This window comes from Lysinibacter sp. HNR, from assembly GCF_029760935.1.
In the GTDB taxonomy this organism is placed as follows: domain Bacteria; phylum Actinomycetota; class Actinomycetes; order Actinomycetales; family Microbacteriaceae; genus HNR.
Genome location: NZ_CP121684.1, coordinates 1,083,037 through 1,107,601, shown reverse-complemented (window position 1 = coordinate 1,107,601; position 24,565 = coordinate 1,083,037). Strand labels below are relative to the sequence as shown.

21 protein-coding genes and 1 tRNA gene are annotated in these 24,565 nt (G+C 54.2%); 7 read left to right on the top strand and 15 right to left on the bottom strand.

What is annotated here, in order from left to right; translation table 11 throughout:
* Window positions 1-280 precede the first annotated feature (280 nt).
* The 7 genes from serA to FrondiHNR_RS04855 all read right to left on the bottom strand — a co-directional run bounded on the left by serA (window position 281) and on the right by FrondiHNR_RS04855 (window position 6,864).
* Window positions 281-1,870, bottom strand: a complete 1,590-nt coding sequence (gene serA, locus FrondiHNR_RS04885) for a phosphoglycerate dehydrogenase (RefSeq protein ID WP_279354127.1) — start codon at window positions 1,868-1,870, stop codon at window positions 281-283.
* A gap of 77 nt (window positions 1,871-1,947) precedes the next feature.
* Window positions 1,948-2,352: a hypothetical protein gene (locus FrondiHNR_RS04880; RefSeq protein ID WP_279354126.1), complete on the bottom strand. Its 405-nt coding sequence runs from the start codon at window positions 2,350-2,352 to the stop codon at window positions 1,948-1,950.
* A complete protein-coding gene (locus FrondiHNR_RS04875) occupies window positions 2,352-2,984 on the bottom strand; it encodes a hypothetical protein (protein WP_279354125.1) in 633 nt (210 codons plus the stop codon). The genes FrondiHNR_RS04880 and FrondiHNR_RS04875 overlap by 1 nt, the downstream gene beginning before the upstream one ends.
* Window positions 2,985-2,989: 5 nt before the next feature.
* Complete coding sequence (gene rsmA / locus FrondiHNR_RS04870; RefSeq protein WP_279354124.1) at window positions 2,990-3,880, bottom strand: 16S rRNA (adenine(1518)-N(6)/adenine(1519)-N(6))-dimethyltransferase RsmA; 891 nt, start codon at window positions 3,878-3,880, stop codon at window positions 2,990-2,992.
* The gene (locus FrondiHNR_RS04865) at window positions 3,855-4,742 is read right to left on the bottom strand and encodes a TatD family hydrolase (protein ID WP_279354123.1); all 888 of its coding nucleotides are present in this window, start codon (window positions 4,740-4,742) and stop codon (window positions 3,855-3,857) included. Before FrondiHNR_RS04865 ends, rsmA begins: the two co-directional genes overlap by 26 nt.
* A gap of 18 nt (window positions 4,743-4,760) precedes the next feature.
* Entirely contained in the window at window positions 4,761-6,338 is a 1,578-nt protein-coding gene (gene metG / locus FrondiHNR_RS04860) for a methionine--tRNA ligase (RefSeq protein ID WP_279354122.1), read from the bottom strand.
* 31 nt (window positions 6,339-6,369) lie between these two features.
* Window positions 6,370-6,864, bottom strand: coding sequence for an OsmC family protein (locus tag FrondiHNR_RS04855; RefSeq protein WP_279354121.1), 495 nt, complete (start codon window positions 6,862-6,864; stop codon window positions 6,370-6,372).
* 94 nt (window positions 6,865-6,958) lie between these two features.
* Here FrondiHNR_RS04855 and FrondiHNR_RS04850 point away from each other — a divergent pair, with 94 nt between their 5' ends.
* Window positions 6,959-7,951, top strand: coding sequence for an asparaginase (locus FrondiHNR_RS04850; RefSeq protein WP_279354120.1), 993 nt, complete (start codon window positions 6,959-6,961; stop codon window positions 7,949-7,951).
* 68 nt (window positions 7,952-8,019) lie between these two features.
* Here the strand turns inward: FrondiHNR_RS04850 and FrondiHNR_RS04845 are convergent, their stop codons facing one another.
* Both FrondiHNR_RS04845 and FrondiHNR_RS04840 read right to left on the bottom strand, forming a co-directional pair.
* Window positions 8,020-9,996: an ABC transporter ATP-binding protein gene (locus FrondiHNR_RS04845; RefSeq protein ID WP_279354469.1), complete on the bottom strand. Its 1,977-nt coding sequence runs from the start codon at window positions 9,994-9,996 to the stop codon at window positions 8,020-8,022.
* 14 nt (window positions 9,997-10,010) lie between these two features.
* Window positions 10,011-11,747 carry an ABC transporter ATP-binding protein gene (locus FrondiHNR_RS04840; RefSeq protein WP_279354119.1) on the bottom strand — a complete coding sequence of 579 codons (1,737 nt, stop codon included), beginning with the start codon at window positions 11,745-11,747 and terminating at the stop codon, window positions 10,011-10,013.
* A gap of 143 nt (window positions 11,748-11,890) precedes the next feature.
* Here FrondiHNR_RS04840 and FrondiHNR_RS04835 point away from each other — a divergent pair, with 143 nt between their 5' ends.
* The 4 genes from FrondiHNR_RS04835 to FrondiHNR_RS04820 all read left to right on the top strand — a co-directional run bounded on the left by FrondiHNR_RS04835 (window position 11,891) and on the right by FrondiHNR_RS04820 (window position 15,050).
* Entirely contained in the window at window positions 11,891-12,304 is a 414-nt protein-coding gene (locus FrondiHNR_RS04835) for a hypothetical protein (protein ID WP_279354118.1), read from the top strand.
* A gap of 165 nt (window positions 12,305-12,469) precedes the next feature.
* Window positions 12,470-12,542, top strand: a tRNA-Leu gene (locus FrondiHNR_RS04830).
* 103 nt (window positions 12,543-12,645) lie between these two features.
* Complete coding sequence (locus tag FrondiHNR_RS04825; RefSeq protein WP_279354117.1) at window positions 12,646-13,713, top strand: type I restriction endonuclease; 1,068 nt, start codon at window positions 12,646-12,648, stop codon at window positions 13,711-13,713.
* Window positions 13,714-14,051: 338 nt separating this feature from the next.
* Window positions 14,052-15,050 (top strand): SGNH/GDSL hydrolase family protein, encoded by a 999-nt coding sequence (locus FrondiHNR_RS04820; RefSeq protein ID WP_279354116.1) that lies wholly within the window; start codon window positions 14,052-14,054, stop codon window positions 15,048-15,050.
* Between the two features lie 86 nt (window positions 15,051-15,136).
* Here FrondiHNR_RS04820 and FrondiHNR_RS04815 read toward each other — a convergent pair whose 3' ends face one another.
* Window positions 15,137-17,026 (bottom strand): phosphoenolpyruvate carboxykinase (GTP), encoded by a 1,890-nt coding sequence (locus tag FrondiHNR_RS04815; protein ID WP_279354115.1) that lies wholly within the window; start codon window positions 17,024-17,026, stop codon window positions 15,137-15,139.
* Between the two features lie 163 nt (window positions 17,027-17,189).
* Here FrondiHNR_RS04815 and FrondiHNR_RS04810 point away from each other — a divergent pair, with 163 nt between their 5' ends.
* Window positions 17,190-18,650 carry an XRE family transcriptional regulator gene (locus tag FrondiHNR_RS04810; protein WP_279354114.1) on the top strand — a complete coding sequence of 487 codons (1,461 nt, stop codon included), beginning with the start codon at window positions 17,190-17,192 and terminating at the stop codon, window positions 18,648-18,650.
* Between the two features lie 36 nt (window positions 18,651-18,686).
* Window positions 18,687-19,193 carry a GNAT family N-acetyltransferase gene (locus FrondiHNR_RS04805; RefSeq protein WP_279354113.1) on the top strand — a complete coding sequence of 169 codons (507 nt, stop codon included), beginning with the start codon at window positions 18,687-18,689 and terminating at the stop codon, window positions 19,191-19,193.
* A gap of 89 nt (window positions 19,194-19,282) precedes the next feature.
* Here the strand turns inward: FrondiHNR_RS04805 and FrondiHNR_RS04800 are convergent, their stop codons facing one another.
* From FrondiHNR_RS04800 to hisS, 5 genes are all read right to left on the bottom strand, one after another.
* Window positions 19,283-20,623, bottom strand: coding sequence for an FAD-dependent oxidoreductase (locus FrondiHNR_RS04800; RefSeq protein WP_279354112.1), 1,341 nt, complete (start codon window positions 20,621-20,623; stop codon window positions 19,283-19,285).
* A gap of 122 nt (window positions 20,624-20,745) precedes the next feature.
* Window positions 20,746-21,234 (bottom strand): DUF501 domain-containing protein, encoded by a 489-nt coding sequence (locus FrondiHNR_RS04795; RefSeq protein WP_279354111.1) that lies wholly within the window; start codon window positions 21,232-21,234, stop codon window positions 20,746-20,748.
* A complete protein-coding gene (locus tag FrondiHNR_RS04790) occupies window positions 21,234-21,794 on the bottom strand; it encodes a septum formation initiator family protein (protein ID WP_279354110.1) in 561 nt (186 codons plus the stop codon). The genes FrondiHNR_RS04795 and FrondiHNR_RS04790 overlap by 1 nt, the downstream gene beginning before the upstream one ends.
* Window positions 21,795-21,868: 74 nt before the next feature.
* Window positions 21,869-23,149 (bottom strand): phosphopyruvate hydratase, encoded by a 1,281-nt coding sequence (gene eno / locus FrondiHNR_RS04785; RefSeq protein WP_279354109.1) that lies wholly within the window; start codon window positions 23,147-23,149, stop codon window positions 21,869-21,871.
* A gap of 111 nt (window positions 23,150-23,260) precedes the next feature.
* Entirely contained in the window at window positions 23,261-24,553 is a 1,293-nt protein-coding gene (gene hisS, locus FrondiHNR_RS04780; RefSeq protein WP_279354108.1) for a histidine--tRNA ligase, read from the bottom strand.
* Between the last annotated feature and the right edge of the window lie 12 nt (window positions 24,554-24,565).

Genomic DNA, 24,565 nt, shown 5'->3' with positions numbered 1-24,565 from the left:
GTAGAAAACCACTATGTGCTCTCGCTCGAGGACATAGTGACCCACCACCGAAGACCAGCGCATTGTCTGCGCACTCGTTTTTTCACTCAATATTTTATACACTACCCACAAAAGGCAGCACCTTTAGCCTAGCAGAGCGATAAGCCTTTTTACCGCCCGTCAGGCGCTCGTTTCCTCGTAACAGCGCGCTTGCTGCCCCTTCTCCTCTTCGAGAAGACTCGGTAGACGGCGTCATCCACCCTTCCGCACGCTACAGCGATGTGTCACCTCATGGCACACCCTAACTAATGATGTCGATCTGGCGCAGAGTGTCAGCCAAAATCTCGTCACGCACCTGCGTAAGGAGTTCATCCGGAGCCGGTGAGTCAATACTGAGGACGCTCAGGGCGCGACCCGCCTCCGAGTCACGCGCAATCTGAAGTCCCGCTATGTTGATTCCCGCATCACCCAAAAGACGTCCGTACGCAGCAACGATTCCCGGGCGGTCCCTGTACGTAAAGACAATCATGTGCTCAGCAAAAGGAAGCTCCACATCGTAACCGTTAATCTCAACAAGCTTTTCGATCTGTTTGGGTCCACTGAGGGTTCCAGAAACCGAAATCTGTGATCCATCGCTCAGGGCACCACGCAGGGTTATAACGTTGCGATAAGCGTCCGAAACCTCATCGCTCAGAAGCCGAACCTCTATACCCCGCTGCTCGGCAATAAGGGGCGCGTTTACATAAGAAAGTGGCTCGCTCACAACGTTGGTAAAGATTCCTTTAAGCGCGGCTAAACGTAGTACCTTTATGTCGTGGTGAGAGAGTTCCCCGTGCACCTCAATGTCTACGCTTGTGAGCGGACTGTGCGCAAGCGCCGAGAAAACCTGGCCCAGTTTTTCTGTCAAGGGAAGCCCCGGGCGGACGTAGGGATCGATAACCCCACCGGCAACGTTAACCGCGTCGGGAACAAGCTCACCTTCCAGGGCAAGACGCACTGATTTAGCAACCGACACCCCAGCTTTTTCCTGCGCTTCGTCGGTCGAGGCCCCCAGATGAGGTGTAACAACCACGTTGGGGAGCCCGATAAGCGGCAAGTCACGCGGCGGTTCCTGCACATAGACGTCAAGCCCAGCCCCGGCAATAGTTTTTTGTTGTAGCGCGTAATACAGAGCATCCTCGTCAATCAGACCGCCACGGGCCACATTAACAACATAGGCGGTGCTCTTCATTTGCGCCAGTTGTTCAGCACCAATCATTCCGGTGGTTTCGGGGGTCTTAGGCATGTGGATGGTAAGGAAGTCAGCCTGCTGAAGCAATTCGTCGAGGGTGACCAGCTGTACCCCCAGGTGCTGTGCACGGGCGCTGGTTACATATGGATCGTATGCCACAAGGTGCACACCAAAACCCTTAAGTCGTTCCGCAACCAGGGCACCGATACGTCCCAGCCCAATAATTCCGATCGTTTTTTCATAAAGCTCCGTGCCCGTATAGGCGGAGCGCTTCCAGTCTCCCCTGGATAGCGCCTCGTGTGCCTGGGGAATGTGGCGTGCAAGACTGAGAATGTGACCCACGGTGAGCTCAGCGGCACTAATGATGTTTGAGGTGGGGGCATTGACAACCATTACCCCACCGGCAGTTGCGGTTTTAATATCAACGTTGTCAAGGCCAACGCCCGCTCGGGCAATAACCTTAAGGTTCGGGGCTGCCGCCAACACCTCCGCGTCAACCTGAGTAGCAGACCGAACCAGAATGGCATCAGCAGAGGCCACTTCAGAGAGAAGCGCCGCACGGTCGGTGCCATCAACATTCACAATGTGAAAATCCGACCCTAAGGAATCAATAGTTGCGGGGGAAAGTTCTTCGGCTATGAGCACGACCGGTTTTGTCACGGGGAAATCTTTCGGTGCGGGGATGAGGGAAATAAAATTTCCTACGATCAGGTGGTGGGCAGGTGGTTTCGAGTCTACTAAATAAAGAAGGTACCAAGTCGAATGCTCTGCAGCGTATTAATCATCACGATTGCTACAAGACCAAGACCGGCGAGCAAGACGAGCGCACGCGAAAGAACACTGCGTTTACGTCCCAGCCATACGCCAAGCCCAAAGATAATGGGAGGAAAGACAATGCCGATGATAAGAACTATCCATCCCACAAAAGAAATGTTCGCCCCGAGCACGTTTGCAATCTGAGTTACGCCGATCAAATTTCCCAGGGCGGCAAAAACAGCAAAGGCATAAAAGAAGAAAAATAATATCGAGACGATCCAGGTCCACAATATACTGCGCCGCGACACAGCCCGTCCAGACACATTGGTCACCTGGGAATATCGACCATCACGGATCACATTCACTTCTTGAGAATTCGAAGACACTAGTAAATCACCTGCTGAAAGAGGGAGGGCAGCGGAATAAGGAATATGGCCCCCAGCGCAAGCCAGGTAATCCGCTTCCACACGGACGACCCTTTTGTCAGCACAATAACCGCGGCACCCCAAATAGCCGGTGTTGCCGCTGTGAGCCAAATTAAAATCTGGTACATAACGTCGCCCACAGCCCCGCTGGAGGTAACCACTAGCGAGTAGTAAAGGGCATAGTCTCGGGCGATACTCACCCAACCGACAGTATAGAGAATATACACACCCGCGAGAATACCCAAGACAACCAGCGCAGCGTCGCTCGTTCGAGACCCTATTTTCTCTTTTTTCACAAACTCATCAAGGGCGGGTGCAGAGTCATCCTGCCAGCCCTCACCACCCTCGTGCATATTAGATTTGACCGAGTCAATTGCGGCGGCAACCGAAGCCGCCGCATTAGACGACACGGATGGAATGGATCTGTCTGAACTCGCGCCCAACCGAGAAGACTCGGGTGAGGCAACTCTCCAGCCGCCCGAACCCCGCGATGCATTCTCACTGTGGGAGTCTTCACGGTCCCGGCTTTTTGTGCCAGAATTTTCCGCTTCCGAAGCGTCCGATGGCTCTGTACCCTCTGTGTTCTGCACCATATTTCCTAGTGTATCTTTGTGTGTCTATCGGCTATACGCGCTATGGCAAGAAAATCATGCACCGTCAGCTGTTCACTACGGCTTTCCGGGCGAACCCCGGCGGCCTCAATGATCTCCGACGCCGTAGCGGTATCACCCAGCACCGATTGCAGAGACTGTCGCAGCATCTTACGCCGCTGCTGGAACCCCGCATCTATCAGGGTAAAGGTAGCCAAGCGCTCAGCCTCGTCACCCAGCGGTCTCTCACGCCGCTCGAAACCCACCAACACCGAATCAACGTTAGGAACGGGCCAAAAAATTTGTCGACTCACCTGTCCGTGAGTGCGCCAGGAACCATACCATTCAGCTTTCACGCTCGGGGCACCGTAAACTTTGGAGCCGGGTATGGCGGCTATCCGGTTCCCCACTTCGGCCTGTACCATCACAACACCCGCAACAATCGTCGGAAAGTGCTCCATGAAGTGCAGCAATACCGGAACAGATACGTTATAGGGCAGGTTGGCAACAAGTCGCATCGGAGCGCTTGGTAGTTCGATAACGTGCATCGCATCACGATGAATAACCGTGAGAGAAGAGTCTGGAGCCAGGCGCTGGACTGTCTTTGGTAACTGCGCCGCGAGTCGCCCGTCAATCTCGACCGCAACCACCGAAGCTCCGACCTCGAGCAATCCGAGCGTGAGGGATCCTAGCCCCGGGCCAATCTCAACAACGCTCTCCCCTGTCCTCACCCCGGCAGTGCGTACGATTCGACGCACCGTATTGGGATCAATAACAAAGTTTTGCCCCAGCTTTTTTGTGGGTACTATCCCCAACAGTTCCGCAAGATCGCGTATTTCTGTTGGTCCAAGAAGGGTAACGTGTGCCTCACGCTCACTCATCACTCGCCCAATCCCCATAGACCTGTTCCGTGTTATAAGCAATTTGACTGCATAACACCTCTAGATCCGCGTCCAGAACATCGGCCATGTAACGAACGGTGAGTGGAAGAAGGTACGCAGAGTTGGGGCGCCCCCGATAGGGCATGGGGGTGAGAAACGGGGCATCCGTTTCCACCATAATCAGTGACCGCGGAGCAACACGAAGCGAAGATCGTAGATTAACCGCGTTCTTAAAGGTTATGGTTCCGGCAAACGACATATACCATCCGTTATCCGCGCAGATCGCGGCCAGCTGTTCATCACCCGAGTAGCAGTGAAACACGGTGCGTTCCGGCGCCCCCACACGTAGAAGCGTCTCGACCACCTGTTCGTGCGCATCACGGTCATGGATCTGCAACGCTAAATCGTGCTGCTTGGCAATCTCGATGTGCTGTTCAAACGAGTACAACTGACTCTCTCGCCCCGCCTCACCGGTGCGAAAGAAATCCAGCCCCGTCTCCCCCACGGCACGAACCCTCGGTTGCGTTGCAAGCTCAGCAACACCGGCGATGTGCTCCTCGAGAACACCCCGCTCTGCTAATCGTGGAGCCTCGTTCGGGTGCAGCGCAACAGCAGCCAACACCCGCCGATCGCAGGCGGCCAGTCGGGCCGACCAACGACTCGTATCGAGATCCGTACCCACCTGTACAATACCGCGGACCCCAACACGCTCAGCACGGTCGAGCTGCTCGTTCGGATCCATACCCGATTCCCCGTCCTCAATCTCCAGATGGGTGTGGTTGTCGTAGAGAGGAACGGTCAGCTTCTCTGGAACGGGAGGATAGCTGAGGTCACGCCCCTCAGTTTTTTCTCGTACTCGAACGGGCTTATCTGCATTCATTGTGATAGACCCACTGCTCTAGGAAGAGGACTCTACCCGAGGGAAGAGGACTTCCAACGCTTCCACAGGATTACCCGGCGGAAGCTGTCCCCAGATCCCCGCGTTTCGAATATTCTGCTCGACCAGAGCGCCCAAAGCCGACTCCGCGTTCAGCGCAGCCCACAGCTTCTCGGTAGCGCGAGGGATAACGGGAGAGAGCAAAACGGCAAGAACCCGCAGACCCTCGGTTGCGGTATAGAGAACTGTTCCCAAACGCTCACGCGCACTCTCGTCCTTCGCGAGCGCCCACGGCTCCTGATCTGTAATGTAGCCGTTCAGAGCGTCCACCACAGTCCAAACGTGAGCAAGCGCCTCATGGATTTGGAAAGCTTCGATTGCTTTGTTTGCTTCGATTGCCGCTCTCTCAGCGATACTCTGAATCTCACGGTCCGCATCTGTTATCGTTCCCGGAGAGGGAATGCTCCCACTGTAGTAACGAGCGTTCATGGCAAGCACCCTACTCGCCAGGTTACCAAAACCGTTCGCAAGCTCCGCATGATAGCGAGCGTTCAGATCTTCCCAGCTAAACGAACCGTCTTGTCCAAAACTTATCGCGCGTGAGAAGTAGTAACGGAAGGCGTCCGAGCCAAAAGTATCGGTGATCTCGTTCGGCGCGATTCCGGTGAGCTTTGACTTGGACATCTTCTCACCGCCGACCAGTAGCCAGCCGTGAGCAAACACGCTCTTGGGTACCTCAATCCCTGCCGCCATGAGCATAGCGGGCCAAATTACAGCGTGAAAACGCAGAATGTCTTTACCCACGATATGGCGCGCGGGCCAGCGTCTGCTGAACTCCTCTTCGTTCTCGCCGTATCCCACTGCAGTGATGTAGTTGAGAAGCGCGTCAAACCACACGTAGGTTACGTGGGTGCTGTCCCAGGGAATTGTAATTCCCCAGTCAAAACTTGAGCGCGAGATCGAGAGATCTTTAAGCCCCTGCTGAACAAACGCAATAACCTCATTGCGTGCGCTCGCCGGTTGGATAAAGTCTGGACGTTCCTCGTAGAGGGCAAGCAGTCGATCCTGAAAATCGCTCATTCGGAAAAAGTAGTTTTTTTCCTGCAAAAGCTCAAGCGGCTTGGAGTGAATGGCGCACACCTTCACGCCCTCGTATTCACCCGTTCCCATCACAATTTCACTATCGGGTTTAAATTCCTCGCACCCCACGCAGTACAGCGCTTCAAACTCTCCCGCGTATATGTGCCCGCCGTCGTATAGATGCTGAAGGAACTTCTTTACGTTTTTTCCGTGGCGGTCATCCGTGGTGCGAATGAAATCGTCGTTGCGGATATCAAGCGTTTTGAGCATTGGGAGCCAGGCTTCCTCGACCAGCTTGTCTGCCCACTCCCGTGGTGTAACACCGTTGGCTGTTGCGGTGCGCAGAATCTTTTGTCCGTGCTCGTCGGTGCCCGTGAGGAGCCAAGTATCGTCTCCTGCTTGGCGATGCCAGCGTGCCAGCACGTCAGCGGCAACCTCGGTATAGGCGTGGCCAATGTGTGGAACATCGTTCACGTAAAAAATGGGTGTGGTGATAAAAAACGGTGAACCGTTGGACATAGTCTCTATCCTAAGGCCTGAGAGACTGATGTTACACGCGAGCCTCTCCCGAAGAGTCCTGATAATGAATGACCGGCTCGTAGGCAATTGGAAAGTTCACCGATCTGGCGATAAAACAGAGCTTACCCGCGATTTGATGCGCTGTCCGCGCCGACAAAGCCATCTCTTCTTCAGCGATCGTTACCACGGGGCTGAGAGTGGCCGAGGTAAATTCTCCCCCACCGCCCCCATCCAGTCTGATGGTACCGCTCACCCTGTCACGATATGACGTCACCACTATCCCATCTCGCGCAGCAACATACAGATATGACAGCATGTGGCACTGGGAGAGTGAAGCAAGAAGCATCTCTTCGGGATTCCAACGATCGGAATCCCCCCAAAAATAGCTATCGGCAGAACCCTCAACAGGGTGTTTGCCGCTCGCATAAATGGTGTGCTTACGGCTGTAGTCGCGATATCCGCTTGTTCCCGTCCCGTTATTACCCTGCCACTCAACGGTTACCTCGTAACGATGTTCGCTGCGCATTCCCTCACCCTACAACACACGCTCACTTCGCACGGGTTTTCAGCAAGCGGGTTTATCAGAGTAAAAAGCTTCCTTTCACGGTAAACTCGTTTGAATGAGCACCGAGATCTTTAGCCCGAGTGACGCGGCCCAGCTTGCCGTTGTGACCCGCAGCGGGTTTGTTGAGTCACGCCATATGGGTTCCGCCATTGTCCTCAATAGTGAGGGTGAGATCATTCGTGAGCTAGGCAACCCACGAGACCTCATCTTTCCGCGTTCCGCACTCAAACCTCTGCAGGCGCTTGCCGTACTCACCAGCAACGTTTCTCTTCTCCCCGAGCTTTCCGCCATCGCCGCTTCCAGTCATACGGGAACCGCACGCCACCTTGCGCTCGTTCAGCAGATTCTTAACCTCGCTAATCTCGATGCATCCGCTCTGCAGTGTCCGGCGGATATCCCTCTAGACAGCGATGCGCGCGGTCAGGTGCTTCGTGAAGGACTTGATCCCAGCCCTATGTTTATGGCGTGCTCGGGCAAACACGCGGCAATGCTTCTTGCCTGTGTTGTTAACGACTGGCCTACCGAAAGCTACCTGAATGAGGATCACCCCCTTCAGGCTCATATCCGCGATACGGTGCAGCGTTTTTCGGGCGAGAAAATAACGGTGTCCGGGGTTGACGGTTGTGGTGCCCCGGTCTACGCGCTCAGCCTAATCGGCCTTGCGCGTGCCACCCGTAGGCTCGTAACGGCCCGGTCGAGTTCACCGTTTCCCCTCCATCGCACCGCCGCAGAGCTACACAAAAACATTCTTGCAAACGGCTGGGTCATTGCCGGCCCGGGACAGCCCAATAGCGTTGTCATTGACGAATTAAAAGTCTTTGCAAAGTTCGGTGCTGAGGGAGTCATGATTATGGGGGCGCCCAACGGCACAACGGTTGCACTCACGATACTTGACGGTAGCCTGAGAGCGGCAAGCATAACCGCGCTTGAGCTCCTAGTTCAGGCAGGTGCCCTTCCCCGCACGGAGGTTGAGCGTGTAGCACCCCGGTTAAATCTCAGTATCACCGGGGGGCATGCAATTGTCGGCGAAATTCGTCCCGTTGTCTAGCGTGGCCGTGCCGATAGGAGGGGCGGTAGAGAGCGACAATATGCTGGGGGCCAACCCTCCCCCGTTCGCTATTCTCTCCCGTCACTTTCTTCGGTAACCGCCCCCGCAAATTGGGAATTATAGAGCGCGTGATACGCCCCGCGTTTTTCTAGAAGTTCGCTGTGGCTGCCCTGCTCCACGATACTTCCAGACTCCATCACCAAAATAAGGTCGGCGTCTCTGATTGTTGAGAGGCGGTGTGCAATCACGAAACTAGTTCGATCCGCTCGGAGGGCACTCATGGCTTTTTGAACCAGCAGCTCAGTTCGAGTATCCACAGAGCTTGTGGCCTCATCAAGGATGAGCACGCTGGGGTGAGAGAGAAACGCCCGAGCTATGGTGAGGAGCTGTTTTTCTCCAGCGCTCACGTTTGATCCCTCGTCACTCAGCACAGTATCGTAGCCATCGGGAAGCGAACGAACAAAACGATCCACGTAGGTAGCCTTTGCCGCGTGTAGTATCTCTTCCTCGGTGGCGTCGGGACGACCGTAGGCGATGTTCTCACGAATCGTCCCGCTAAAGAGCCAGGTGTCCTGGAGAACCATTCCGGTACGACCGCGTAGATCGCTGCGAGTCATGCGGGCGATATCGGTTCCATCCAGTGTAATACGACCGGAGTTTAACTCGTAAAAACGCATGATGAGGTTAACCAGGGTGGTCTTACCCGCCCCGGTTGGTCCAACAATCGCCACGGTCTGGCCGGGTTCTGCTACGAGAGAAAGGTCGGTGATGAGCGGCTTATCCTCGGAGTAACTAAAGCTTACGTTTTCAAAGACCAGACGACCTTTGTCTTTGTTAGGACTCTCTGCCGGATCTGCGTCACTCGACTGTTCTTCTGCGTCAAGCAGTTCAAACACGCGCTCGGCCGAGGCCACTCCCGATTGCAAGAGGTTGGCCATCGACCCCAATTGTGTAAGGGGCTGCGTGAACTGTCGGGAGTACTGGATAAAAGCGGTGACGTCACCCAATTGCATCGTGCCCGACGCCACACGGAGACCACCCACAACCGCAATAACCACGTACATGAGGTTTCCGACAAACATCATCGAGGGCATGATCATTCCAGATATAAATTGCGCGCTGAAGCTAGCGCGATACATCTCTTCATTTTTCGCTCGGAAGACTTCCTCCACCTCACGGTGACGACCAAAAACCTTCACGAGGGAGTGTCCGCTAAAGGCTTCCTCAACCTGGCCGTTAAGCTCACCGGTATATTTCCACTGAGCCACAAAATGTTTCTGTGACCGCTTTGCAATCAACACGGTAATGATGAGCGTCAGCGGAATAGTGATGAGCGCGATCAGAGCCAACAGGGGTGACACGACAAACATCATCACGGTTACCCCCACTACCGTCAGCAGCGACGTGAGCACCTGGCTCAGGGTCTGCTGAAGCGTTTGGGAGATGTTATCAATGTCGTTTGTGACCCGACTCAAAAGCTCTCCCCGCTGCATTTTATCGAAGTAGCGCAAGGGTAGAGAGTTAATCTTGTGCTCGACATCCTCACGCAGGCGGTAAACGGTTCTCTGCACAATCCCGTTAAGAATGTACGCTTGCATCCAGCTAAATACCGATGAGAGTATATATAGCGCTAACACCACCACCAATATTCGCCCCAGGGCTCCAAAGTCAATCCCGTGTCCCGGGGTAAGCTCCATACTGCTGAGCATGTCAGCCTGTTGGTTATCACCCCTGGTTCGCATTTCCTGAACAACTTGAGCCTGAGTAGCCCCTTTGGGAAGCGACAAAGAAATAGCGCCAGAAAAGACGATATTTACCCCATCACCCAAGAGTTTTGGGCCGAGCACAGAGAAGAAAACGCTCACCACCGCAAGAAAACCGACGACATACATTCTCCACTGCTCGGGACGAAGTCGCCGCACAAAACGTCTTGAGCTTGCCCCGAAATTCAACGCCTTTTGCGCGGGCCCCCCACCTCCCATGGGTCCCATAGGTCCACGTCCAACCGGCCCCGAGGGACGCGCAGGAACTTTGTCGTCACTCATTTTCTCCGTGCTGCTCACAGCGCCTCCTCTGCAACAAGCTGCGACGAAACGATCTCAGCGTAGGTTTTATTGTTTGCTAGTAACTCGTCGTGGGTTCCTCGACCCACAATCTCTCCATCTTCAAGAACCAGGATCTGGTCGGCCCCGACGATGGTTGACACGCGCTGCGCCACGATGACAAGAGTCGCATGCCCAATATCCCGAGCGAGCGCTGCCCGTAGGCGAGCATCTGTAGCAAGGTCAAGAGCCGAGAATGAGTCGTCAAAAACGTATATCTCGCTCTTTTTTACGAGAGCCCGTGCAATTGCGAGACGCTGTCGCTGTCCACCAGAAACGTTTGTGCCGCCCTGTGCAATAAGCGACTCTAGCCCGTGCGGCATCGCTCGCACGAAGTCTTCCGCCTGGGCCGTTTTAAGCGCCGCCCACAGTTCCTCATCACTTGCCTCAGGCCGCCCATAGCGAAGATTACTCGCCACCGTTCCCGAAAAAAGATAGGGTTTTTGCGGGACCAGGCCAATGCGGGTCCAGAGACTTTCAGGGTTCATTCGGCGAATATCTACCCCATCGATAACAACCGACCCACCGGTCACGTCAAAAAGGCGCGGGAGCAGATTAATCAGAGTGGTTTTTCCCGAGCCTGTGCTCCCAATAATTGCGGTTGTCTGTCCCGGGGTCGCGGTAAAACTAATATTACTCAAGACGGCCTGCTCTGCACCGGGGTAGGAAAAGTCAACCTCTTTTAGGGTGATACTTCCGTTATGCTGAGAGGGTTCCACAGGGTCTTCAGGAGGAGTCACCGATGATTCCGTATGCAGGATCTCACTGATCCGTTTAGCACACACGGCGGCACGCGGGGCAAGCACCGCCATAAAGGTCGCCATCATGACGGACATGAGAATCTGCATGAGGTAGGTGAGAAAAGCTGTGAGGGTTCCAATCTCCATCGAGCGATCCTCAATGCGAAAAGCACCAAACCAGATCACGGCCACACTTGACACGTTTAGAACAAGCATGACTACTGGAAACATGAGAGCAAAAAGACGACCGGCCCGTAGCCCAGCATCCGTAACTTCCTCGTTGGCCACCTCAAATCGGCGAGTTTCAAGAGGTTCGCGAACAAAAGCGCGCACAACACGAATACCAACAAGCTGTTCGCGCAGCACCCGGTTGACGTTGTCGATCCGCTCCTGCATCAATTGAAAAAGCGGAACCATCTTCACAATGATTGCGCTCACTGCCAGGAGGAGAACGGGGACGCTCACCGCAATTAACCAGGAGAGTTCAAGATCCTGCCGCATAGCCATAGCAATTCCACCAACGGCAAGGATCGGTGCGGAGATCAGCAGGGTACAGGTCATCAGAACAAACATTTGCACCTGTTGCACATCGTTGGTGTTTCTTGTGATGAGTGAGGGCGCACCAAACTGCGAAACTTCCCGCTCGGAAAACTCTCCCACCCGATGAAAAATAGCGGTTCTGAGGTCCCTACCCACACGCATGGCTGTTTTTGCACCAAAATACACCGCGGTAATTGAGCAGATAACCTGCAACAGGGTCAGCACGAGCATAAAACCACCTGTGGACATGATGTAGCCGGTGTCTCCCCTAGCCACTCCCTGATCGATGATGTTTGCATTAAGGGTGGGGAGATAGAGGGAGAGGAGAGCCTGCGCAAGTTGAAAAACTACAACCCACACCAGCAATAACCAGTGGGGGCGCAGCTGATGGGCAAGAAGTCTCATGAGAACCATAAACACTCTTCCTTCTCATTTAAGTGGGGGTAGGGTCGAGCCTAGTCAAAAACCGATATTTGAAGAAATAACGAGTCTTTCCGGATGAACAAAGAGACGGGCATCACACGATAGGCTTGATTTTCGAAGTAGTCAGGAGAACAATGGCTCGGAAGATTCAGCTTACCAAAAACCGCCAACAAACCATCATTGGCGAGGGCCTTGCCCTCGGTTGCCTAGACGTCGGGATTGAGGGTTTAAGCGCCAATGAGGTCACTATCAGTCGCGCTTTCCGATATGCCTGGGTTCGCTGGGACTATGCTAAGCGCTTTCCTGCGATCAACGCGGGTCCCCGATACGATGACATCCTCACAATCATGGAGAGTAGCGCCACGCGACAGGGTAAGCCGGTCGCTGCGTTCCGCCCCGAACCCGGGTGGGGTTTTGTTCCCTTCCTCAGAAAAACCGTACCCACGGTAGAAGAAGCCGCCGCTCGACTACACGAGACCTCTGGAATCCCGCTCACCGCGTGGAGGGCGCTTGCCGAACTCACTGCGAAGGGCCTCATCAGCGTCTAAGACACGGTCCCTCCGTCGATGCGCAACAAGAATGACCGATACAGGAATTCCGCCCAACCTTCAGGACCGTTCTACCCCCGCGATAAAAAGTCCAATATTTACCCCGTGACAGTGCTTTAATGCAGAATACAGCTACATGTTTTCGCTAGTATGTATAGGGCACCAGCCCCCATAGCCCAATGGCAGAGGCAAATGACTTAAAATCATTTCAGTGTCGGTTCGAGTCCGACTGGGGGTACATCAATTTTACAAAAAGCTTCAACTATACACTGTGGATTACCGAAATCCCCTGATTATCACTAACATCAGGAGCAATAGTCTTTTATCAATGAGTAGAGGCAATGTACACGGAAATCACCGAACGCTTAGCGAGCCTATCGACGAAGATCAGCAATCAACGTGACTCAATAGAGACTGAAGAAGCAACAAAGAATGCTTTCGTAATGCCTTTCATCTCACATGTCCTAGGGTATGACGTCTTTAATCCTTCTGAGGTTGTACCCGAGTTTACGGCAGACGTTGGAACCAAAAAAGGTGAGAAAATTGACTACGCAATCATTCGTGATGGAACAGCGCAAGTGCTAATCGAGTGCAAAAAAATTGGTGAGCCCCTGCACGTCAAACATGCTTCCCAACTTTTTCGTTACTTTGCTGCAGCAAACGCCCGAATTAGAGTTCTGACAAATGGTGATGAATATCATTTTTTTACGGATCTTGACGCACCAAACCGAATGGATGAAAAGCCCTTCCTCACGCTCACGCTATCAGATATTGACGCAACTCTAGTTCCCGAGTTACACAAGCTTCGTAAAGATGTTTTCGACCTTGAATCTGTAATCAGCGCAGCAGAGGATCTGAAATATATTGGAGAGCTAAGACGGGTTCTTGCTGGGCTTTTTACGACAGCGGACGAAGACTGGGTGAAATTCCTCGCGGCCCGCTTTTATTCTGGGGTTTTGACTGCAAAGATGCGAGAGTACTTTGTTGATCTTGTCGCTAAGGCTTCAAAGCAATTTTTGAATGACAGAATCAACGATCGACTCAAGGCTGCAATGGATGATGGGGTACCTGAGAACACAGAACCGTCCGAATTGGCCAGGGAAACAGATAAGGAAAACCTCATCGTAACAACTGACCAAGAACTAGAGGGCTTCCAAGTTGTTCGTGCTATAGCGTGCAGCGAAGTTTCCCCGGAGCGGATCGTTCATCGCGACACCCAATCGTATTTTGGCATCCTCCTTGACGATAACAACCGCAAACCAATCGCCAGGCTGCATTTCAACGCCGCACAAAAATACCTTGGGCTTCTCGATGAAAACAAGGTTGAGACGAGGTATCCCGTTGATACTCCTGCCGATATTTACCGCTTCGCTGAGCAGATTCGCGAAGCTACTCGCCAATATAGATAACTTGCGTTGTGGCTGCAATTCGGCGTAACGTACATACAGTTTTGCAGCCACACAATTAATATTCTCAAGAATACAATTCCGGGCGGCACGTTGTATTCTTATGTCTCACCGCGCCCGGTTCCCGGTGTTTCTTCTGTCATTGCCCGCGGTTAATCTGATTCAGCCCCAGAGCAATAGGTTCTACCGAAAAATATTTAGATGTGTGACAAAATTTTTAATCGACCTTGATTTTAAGCAAGTATAAACAACTCTCATTGATCTTTATATTGACCTACTTATAAGCTGATCCACACTCATCCCCTCGCATAATTTATTTCCTCAAAATATAAGGATGATTGATGAAAAAGCACACTGCCCGCTGGGCAATTCCCGCACTCACAACAATTCCTCTACTGGTTTTATCAACACTCTACGCACCCTCAGCTCTCGCTTCCCCCCAAGAGAATAAACCGACACGCTACGTTGCCCTGGGAGATTCCTACGCCTCAGGGTTTGGCCTTGGCAACTATACTCCCCTGCCCGCCGCTGGTTGCTCGCAATCACACGATAACTATCCGCACCGCATTGCACAAGCACTTGGGTATCAACTTGATGATGCAACCTGTTCTGGTGCAACCATTGCAAACATCGTTAGTGTCCCCCAAAAGACAACTGTCGGAGCAATTGCTCCGACACAGCTCAATAGTCTCACCCCCGAAACCGACCTGGTCACCGTTACAATAGGCGGCAATGACATGGGCTTTTACTCCGTACTTTCCCAGTGTGCCGCATGGGGACCTCAGGGCAGCCTTATCCTCGGTAAAGGCAATAACTGCAAAGCAAAATATGCCCCCGACGGCGGGATTGATCAGCTCAGGGAAACACTAGAAAAAACCGTTAAACCTGCCTTTGACAACTTGCTCGCCACGATTTCAGCGACGGCAAAAAACGCAAAGATTCTTGTGGTTGGATACCCCGCTCTTTTCCCCGGAGCCATCCACGTCCCGCAGGATGCAAAAGGTTGTTTCACCCCCGCACTCACGATTATTCCCCCCAAGACCTTTCCAGATTCCTACCCCTTCACCACCATCGATACGGAATATCTTCACGGGGTTCAAATCGAGATGAATGATATGCAGAAAAGCATCGCCGCAAAGCACGGCGCACAATTTGTTGACACATTTCGCGATTCGGGAGGGAACACTCCCTGCGCCTCTAACAAAAACTCATTCATTAGTGGCATCACCATGAAGGGCTTATCTCTCGCCGACGGTGTCATGCATCCCAACCAAACGGGTGCCGCTTTCCTCACCGTAAGTACGATGGAGGCACTTACCGGAGCAGGAACACGACCATAAAACAAAACGCCGGGTGCGCCCACAGGAACAAAGACACACCCGGCGTTTATCTTTCTGAACGGGTACGGGAAGAACCCGTTCAAAATCTACTCATGAGCAGAGCGCTCCAATCGTTCGTGTAGATCAGCCAATTGTTCCCGCAAAGCCGTAGGAATTCTATCGCCAAACTGCGCAAAATAAGCTTCAGTAAGATCACACTCCGCTAACCAGAGCTCGGGGTCTACAGTAAAAAGTTCCTCAAGATCCCTCTCGGGAATAGTCATTCCCTCAAGATTCAGTTCTCCCGGGGCAGGAACGGTTCCTACAGAAACTGCACGTCCTTCCACCTCGCCGGAAACACGTCGTACAACCCACTCCAAAACCCTCGTATTCTCGCCAAATCCCGGCCAGAGGAAGCGTCCGTCATCACCCTTGCGAAACCAGTTAACCTGGAAAATTCGTGGGGCTTTATCACCGAGAAGTTCTCCCATAGACAGCCAATGTGACCAGTAATCAGCCATGTTGTAGCCGCAAAAAGGGAGCATTCCAAAGGGATCCCGACGAAGCTCGCCTACGGTTCCCTCCTGTGCTGCGGTTTTTTCACTCGATACCGTCGCACCCATAAACACACCGTGTTTCCAATCAAGAGACTCCGTTACAAGCGGAACATTGGTGGCGCGTCTCCCGCCAAATAGAATTGCGTCGATGGGAACACCATCGCTCTCGTTCCACTCCTCCGCCAGTGTGGGGCACTGTTTAATCGGCACGGTAAATCGCGAGTTGGGATGTGCCGCTAACCGACCGGAGTCAGGAGTCCAATCGTTCCCCTGCCAGTCAATCGCGTGAGCCGGTGGGGTCTTTGTCATTCCCTCCCACCACACATCCCCGTCGTCGGTCAGAGCTACGTTCGTGAATATCGTGTTACCCCAGATGCTATTCATCGCGACGGGGTTGGTGTCATATCCTGTGCCGGGTGCAACACCAAAAAAGCCGGCCTCAGGGTTGATCGCCCGCAGTTGTCCGTCGGTTCCCGGGCGAAGCCACGCAATATCATCCCCGATGGTCTCAACGTTCCACCCCGGCAACGTTGGTTTAAGCATGGCCAGATTAGTTTTGCCACATGCGGAGGGGAAGGCTGCCGCTATGTGAAAAACTTTACCCGCCGGGCTTGTCAACTTGAGCAGCAGCATGTGTTCTGCAAGCCAGCCATCCTTGCGTGCCATGACGGTTGCGATACGAAGGGCAAAGCACTTCTTTGAGAGGAGCGCGTTCCCACCGTAGCCGGAACCGAACGACCATACCTCGAGGGTCTCAGGAAAATGGCAAATGTACTTTGTATCGTTGCAGGGCCATTCAACATCGTCCGCATCGTTAAGAAGGGGTGCACCAACGCTGTGTACGGTTTTTACCCACTCGATTCCCGGTGTGATGTGATCCATCGCCAATTGCCCCATGCGAGTCATAATCCGCATGTTGAGCACAGCGTATGGTGAGTCGGTCAGTTGAATACCCAGCTGTGAGATGTCACCCCCCACGGGACCCATCGAAAAGGGAACAACATACATGGTACGCCCACGCATTGAACCGCTAAAAAGCGGCTTAAGCGTTTGACGCATCTCGTCCGGAGCTACCCAGTTGTTTGTTGGCCCCGCATCCGTTTCGCGTTCGGTGGAGATGAAGGTGCGATCTTCTACCCGTGCAACATCATTCGGATGAGAACGGGCCAGAAAGCTTCCGGGACGTAAATTCTTGTTGAGTGGGATGAGCGTTCCCGTGGCCACAAGCTCCTCCGCAAGCAGGGACCACTCGTCCTGCGTCCCGCTGCACCAGTGAATGTAATCCGGCTGGGTGAGTGCCGCAACCTCTTCCACCCAGGTAAGGACATCTGGGTTTGTTGTGGTGGGAGAAGCACCAGCATCCGTAAGCTTTTCCGGGTGGATATGTGCCGGATTCATTTGCTGATCAGTTCTAGTCGGTAGCGAGTCAATGACGGTCATACTGACACTCCTAAAAGTCCTGCCTGCTGACGTATCGATAACGAATAACACGATACAGTGTTAGCAATAATTTTTGCCATACCCCTATGATTCGTCATAAAACGAGATCATAAGCATCAAATTGGATATCAAAAACCTCATTTTTTAACATATAGTAAAATCTATGACCCTCTCATCATCGCAAGCCCCCCGAGTGGAACTTCTGACCTTGGGGAAACGCCTCCGGTTTTTCCGTATGAAAGCAAGTCTCACGCTTGAGCAATTAGGCACGCAGATCAACATGGCCCCCAGCCAGCTCTCCCTCATCGAAAATGGCCATCGCGAACCAAAGCTCTCGCTGCTGCAGAAAATTGCACAAATTTTAGACATTGACCTCGCGGACCTACTCAGCACGGCACCGCCAGACAAACGATCCGCTCTCGAGATAGAGCTGGATCAGGCCCAGCACAGCCAGGTATACGCAAGCTTGGGGCTCCCCCTCATCCGCGGAACAAAATCGATTCCCGATGACGCTCTCGAATCACTCGTGGGCCTCCACCGCGAAATTGAACGCAGAGACCGCGCAGCCATTGCTACCCCGGAAGAGGCACGACGAGCCAATACCGAGAGCCGCCTCCGAATGCGTGAGCGCAATAATTACATCCCCGAAATCGAAGAACTCGCTGAGGAGTTGTTACGCAAGGCCAACCATACCACCGGAGCCCTCACCCACCGCACGGTGGCCATCATGGCCGAGCAACTAGGATTTACCCTCATCTATGTAGATGATCTACCCCACTCTACCCGCAGCATCACAGACCTCAAAAACGGACGTATTTATCTCCCTCCAGCTTCCATACCCGGCGGCCACGGTCTGCGTTCACTCGCCCTCCAAGCAATGGCCCACGCCGTTTTGGGTCATGACCGCCCCTCAAGCTACACCGAGTTCTTACAGCAGCGTTTAGAAATAAACTATTTTGCCGCAGCCTGTCTTATCCCCCAAAAGCGAGCGGTGGAGTTTCTGAGCACCGCAAAGAAGGAACGTAATCTGGCAATCGAAGATTTCCGTGATGCCTTTGGGGTAACACACGAATCGGCGGCCCAGCGCTTTACCAATCTGGGAACACACCATCTGGATCTGGAGGTGCACTTTTTACGATCGAACGGTGACGGATCCCTCCAAAAAGGTTATGAAAACGACGGTCTTCCCCTACCCGCAGACCCCACGGGAACCATCGAAGGACAGATACTGTGCCGTCGCTGGGGCGCACGCACGGCTTTTGAACAGACCAATCGCACAAGCGAGTTCTATCAATACACCGATACTCCGGCCGGCACCTACTGGTGTACCGTCCAGACGGGAACCACAGAGACAGAGTCTTTCTCCATCAGCTTTGGTGTTCCCTTTGATCAGGCCAAGTGGTTTCGCGGACGTGACACGACCAACCGCACGGTTTCACGATGCCCCGATCCTTCCTGTTGTCGCCGCCCCTCACAAGATCTCGCCAATCGCTGGGCCGATAGCTCCTGGCCGAGTGCGCGCATGCACGCACACGTCCTTTCTCCTCTTCCCCAGGGCTCATTTCCGGGAGTAGACGACACCGAGGTCTTCCAATTTCTAAGTCGCCATGCGGCACAGACCTAACAAAATCCGCAGCTTCATTTTCGCTACACTGGATTAATGCAGAGACTCTCTCCCCTCTCCCTTTCCGACGGCGCGGTGATGCGTAATGCCGAGCCACACGATGCGGCAGGCATTCTTCGGTGTATCCGTGAACTCGCGATCTACGAGCGTGAGCCCGATGCGGTAAAAAACACCGAGGATCTTATTACCCGAGCTCTCTTTGAGGACACCCCCTCCGTTTACGCCCATGTCGTTGACAGAGATAACGAGATTGTGGGAATCGCGCTGTGGTTTCGAAACTACTCCACCTGGACCGGGACCCACGGAATCTACCTCGAAGATCTTTTTGTGCTTCCTGAGTACCGGGGTTCTGGCTACGGAAAACAGCTACTCAAGTCACTCGCCTCGCTGTGTGTAGCAAATGGCTATCAGCGCCTCGAGTGGTCGGTACTTGACTGGAACACACCCTCGATAGATTTCTACCGTTCGATGGGCGCGCGCCCGATGACGGGCTGGTCCACTTTTCGCCTTGACGGTGATGCGCTGAGGGCCAGCGCCGAATAATCATCCGGTTCTCGCAGGGCTGAGGTCCGTCTTTCCCCGCTCCCGTGCGCTGTAGCGCCCGGGAGCGGGGAAAGACAGACCAAAATCTGCTAAGGCTTTGTCTCCGCGGGAGGCTTGGGCCGCGAGGCAAACTCCTCAAAGATCGCACGTGGCTGCTGCACCGCCTCAATACTCACGATGTCATGGCGCAGGAAGAAGTGGCCTACCCAACCCCCAAAAACGCGCCACTTACGTTCCCATGCGGGAATCGCAAGGCCGTGATAAAAACGGTGTGCAAGCCACGCGAAGTATCCCTTCATCGCAAACTTGCCCGATTGGAACACACCAACATTCATTCCAAGACCGGCCACGGCACCCATGTTTTTGTGGTTGTAATCGAGAAGTCCCTCGCCACGCAGATCAGCAACGATGTTACGGGCAAGGAGCTTGGCCTGCCGAACTGCGTGCTGTGCGTTGGGGACGCAGAATCCTCCGGGGCCGGGTGTTGCTGAGATGTCGGGGATCGCTGCGGTATCGCCAGCGGTCCAAGCACCCTGAAGGATGCCATTGTCACCCTCCACACGCAGGTCAGGACGTCCCCGAACGTGTCCACGCTCTCCAATGGGAAGATCCGTGCCTCTCAGGAAGGGTCGGGGCATCACCCCGGCTGTCCACACAATAAGGTTAGATTCAAAAGATTCGCCCGTTGACAATTCAATCTTGCCGTCCACCGCCGAGGAGAGCTGTGTATCCAGGTGAATCGTTGATCCCCGATCCGTAAGGGTCTTGATAACCCACTGGCTGGTTTCAAGCGACACCTCGGGCATGATTCGTCCCATCGCCTCGACCAGGTGAAACTTGGTCTCCTCAAAGGAGATCTCGGGGTAACGTCCCAGCAGGAGATTAGCAAATGAGCGTAGCTCTCCCAACGTCTCTATACCGGCAAATCCCCCGCCAACGATGGTCACCGTGAGCAGGCGCTCACGCTCTGGTCCCGCTGGAAGGCCCGCAGCTTTTTCGAAGTTACTGACAAGCCGGTCACGCACAGCGACCGCCTCCTCAATGGTTTTCATGCCGATGGCGTTATCCGCAACCCCGGGGATGGGGAATGTGCGCGACACCGAACCGGTGGCAATGACAATGTGATCGTACTCAAACTCGTAGGGCTCACCCGCGCTCGGAGTGATGGTTACCTTTTTATCAGCGTGTGATATCGCGGTTACCTTGCCCGCAATGCTCTTGGTGGTCTTGAGGTGACGGCGGCGAGCAACAACGGAGTGACGAGGTTCGATTGAACCGGCGGCCACTTCGGGCAAGAAGGGCAGATAGGCCATGTAGGGAAGCGGGTCAACAACCGTCACCTCAGCTTCACCGGCACGAAGCCACTTCTCAAGCTTCCACGCGGTGTAGAAACCTGCATAACCTCCACCAACAATTAGGATCTTTGACACAAAAGCACTTCCTTGATTAGCACTGATTTTAAGGATTGTGGGGGGCGCTTTCGCCCATGGGAAAACAATAGTTACAGTGTCAACCGCACCAATACCACAGATTAGTTTACCGAATGCTGAAGCTATTTATTACCAGACCAGCCGGATTGCTGTAACGCGATGTCTCCAATGGGGTTAGTTCCCGGCCCCACGGCAAGCGAGTGCCCCACCAGAGCGTGTAGGCATTTGACTCGATCAGGCATCCCTCCAGCGCTGATTCCCGCGATTTCCTCAACAACCGCGATACTCTCACGGTCGGCGATGTAGCTCTCGTGTGCGCGCTGATACTGGGCTCGAATCTCGTCGTCTTCACGCAGGAGATCGTTCATTTCGGCCATAAATCCGTTAGCCTCAAGGCTCGAGACAGCCGCAACAGCATCGGGGTGACACAGATAATAAAAGGTGGGAAACGGGGTTCCATCATCCAATCGCGGGGCCGTGGAAACCACAGAGGGTTCACCGTCTTGAGTGCGGGCAGAAATGCCCACCACGTTACGGGCGGGGCGGCCAAGCTGTTCCGTAACCGTGTTAATGTCGGCCTGCGTAGGGGGTTCAAACGGTGGTCGAGGCATTATTCCCCTGTTTCATCTGCGGGTGTCTCGGTGGGAGTTTGGTCATCAACGATTCCACCCTCGGTCGGTTTTGATCCCTCTGGAGCCAGGCTAGCGGCATCACCCTGCGTAATCCCCGCGCTAATAATTGAGTAGCCCAAAGCCCTAGCCCAATTGGTCTCGGTCTGTTGCAGATTCGCCGATGCGGGAGCCGCCTGAGCAGCAGGAATCTCTACGTCATCGATAATAACCAGTTGATTTTCTCCGGGCATCATGTAAAAGAGGCGGTTGCGCGCCTCCGCCCGCACGTAGGCGGGATCCTGCCAGCGTTCTTTTTCGGCGTTGGCGTTATCAAGCGCCTCTTGCTTTTGCTGCACGCTGATTTCGAGTGCAGCAATTTCTTGACGCTGGTTAAGATAGATCGACAGGCTCGGACTGATAATGAATGCGCCGAGAACGAGAAGCCCAATCATAATGATTGAAAAACCGGAGAATCGTAGGCCTTTTACCCAGGATCCGAGTTCTGCCGATTCCTCCCGAGAAGATGCGGCCCTGCGTCTGGTTTTAGGGGTGTTATTCATTCTTGAATCCTCCGCTGGCGACAGGAGGGCGAGACATCGGTACGATACCCCGCCCCCTCACACAAAAGTGGTTACTAGCCCTGGAATCGAGGGAACGCCGCACGGCCCGCAAACTGAGCTGCCCCGCCGAGCTCCTCCTCGATGCGCAGAAGTTGGTTATACTTTGCAACCCGCTCGCTGCGAGCGGGAGCACCCGTCTTAATCTGTCCGCAATCGGTGGCCACAGCCAGGTCGGCAATAGTGGTGTCCTCGGTTTCGCCCGAGCGGTGCGAAATAATGGCGGTATATCCGGCGCGCTGGGCCATAGAGACCGCATCAAGCGTCTCGGTCAGGGTACCGATCTGGTTGACCTTAACAAGCAGAGAGTTAGCCGCGCGCTCGCGGATGCCCCGCTCGAGTCGAACGGGGTTGGTCACAAAGAGGTCGTCACCAACCAACTGAACCTTGTTACCCAGTTCGGAGGTGAGGTGCACCCAGCCCGACCAATCATCTTCGTCAAGCGGATCCTCGATAGAGACCAGCGGGTAATTAGCAACAAGATCGGCGTAATAGGCAGCCATTTCCTCAGCAGAACGAGCCTTACCCTCAAACTGGTAAGCCCCCTTCTCAAAAAACTCACTAGAGGCAACATCAAGCGCGAGGGCGATGTCTTTACCGGGGGTAAAGCCAGCCTGCCTCACGGCCTCAAGGATAAGGTCAAGGGCCTCACGGTTGTTAGGGAGATCGGGCGCAAAGCCTCCCTCGTCTCCTAAACCGGTCGCCAGGCCCTTGCTCTTGAGCAGACTCTTGAGCGAGTGGTAGGTCTCAACACCCCACTGCAGGGACTCAGAGAAGGAGGATGCTCCCAGCGGTACGGCCATAAACTCCTGAATATCCACACCTGTGTCGGCGTGCGATCCACCGTTAATAATGTTCATGAGGGGCACGGGCAGTGTGTGCGCGTTTGGCCCACCCAGGTATCGGTAAAGGGGCAGTCCCGCGGACTCGGCTGCCGCCTTTGCAACGGCCAGGCTCACGCCAAGGATAGCGTTTGCACCGCTGTGCTTTTTGTTCTCGGTTCCATCAGCCGCAATGAGCGCGGCATCTACCAGGCGCTGATCGTCCGCCGAGAAATCTTCGACCGCAGGGGCGAGCTCATCAAAGACGGCAGCAACAGCCTGACGTACCCCCTTACCCTGGTAACGATTCTTATCACCGTCACGAAGCTCATACGCCTCAAAAGCACCTGTGGATGCACCGGAGGGGACTGCCGCGCGGCTAACCGTCCCATCTGTAAGACCAATTTCGACCTCAACCGTGGGGTTTCCACGGGAGTCAAGAATCTCACGAGCGATAACAGCATCGATAAAAGCCACTGGTTTCTCCTCTTAGGTATGTGGTTATGAGAACGAATGCTCCCGAAAGCTTGCTTTCCGTTATAGTCTACGCTGAGCGTCCGTGATGCACCGCAACCTGAGACGCGCGCCCTACAGCAGGGGCTTGATCCGCAGTTCCTCCGCCTTCTTGGTTTCCGTTGAGACAAACGCAAACTGCCCAAACCCTGCCTGCGCAAGACGCTCTAGCTGAGCGTTGAGGTTCTTGGCACGCCTTTCAACTCTCGTACGGATGCCTTGAGCGACCAGTTCCGTCTTAATCGACACGAGGACAGCTGGGTCTACATCTTTCTCAGAAATAAGAACCGTCGCATCTGACGCACCATCACCCGAAGTCTCAACCAGATCCACTATGCGCTCAAACCCAATCGAGAAACCGGCGGCAGGAACGTCCTTCCCGAGAAAGCGTCCGATCATACCGTCGTAACGACCACCGCCCCCCACGGAGCTTCCCGAACCCGGGTGAGAGACCTCAAAAATAGTTCCGGTATAGTACCCCATGCCCCGAACCAGTGTTGGGTCAAAGCGCAACTCGATACCCTCGGGGATTGAAGCGAGAGCTGCCCCTAACCTCACAAGCTGAGCCACAGCCTCAGGGTCGACGGTATCAGGTACAAGAGAGCGGATACCCGCTTCGGTGAGAGGCACCCCTCCGTTCACAACGTGAGGTTCAATCTCCTGAAGAATCTTTTCGAGCACAGCCGAAGCTTCCGGGGCAGACTCCGACAGCTCGGCGATCACACCATCCGTACCGATTTTATCGAGCTTGTCAATTGAGATCAGGGCCGCCTCCTGAGTCTCAACGGGGAACCCACAATAGGACAGGATTCCAAAAAGGATACGGCGATCATTGATCCGGATCACGCACTCACGCAGGCCAAGTTCGGCGAGCGCCGCCGATGTGGCCGTAATGAGTTCGATCTCTGCCAGTTGGCTCGACTCACCAATAATATCGATGTCTGCCTGCACAAATTGGCGATAGCGTCCCTTCTGCGGTCGTTCAGCCCGCCAAACGGGGGCAATCTGAATCGCGCGGAACACATCGGGTAATTCACCGCGATGAGTGGCATAGTAGCGGGCGAGGGGCACAGTGAGGTCGAAACGCAATCCCAGATCGCTCAATGATTCCGGGCTTCCGTTCTCGGCTGCCGTACGGATATCCTCGGGGGTGAGCCCACGCTTGAGGATGCCAAAAGACAGCTTTTCGTTGTCCCCGCCGAGCCCCGAGTGTAATCGAGCAGAGCTCTCGACAACGGGAGTCTCAATCTCATCAAAGCCGTGCATCGCATAAACACCGCGGATAGTGTTGAGTACGTGCTCTCGGCGAGATTTTTCGGAGGGCAGAAAATCTCTCATCCCACGGGGTGGGTTTACGGGTGTCGCCATGACGATTAAATA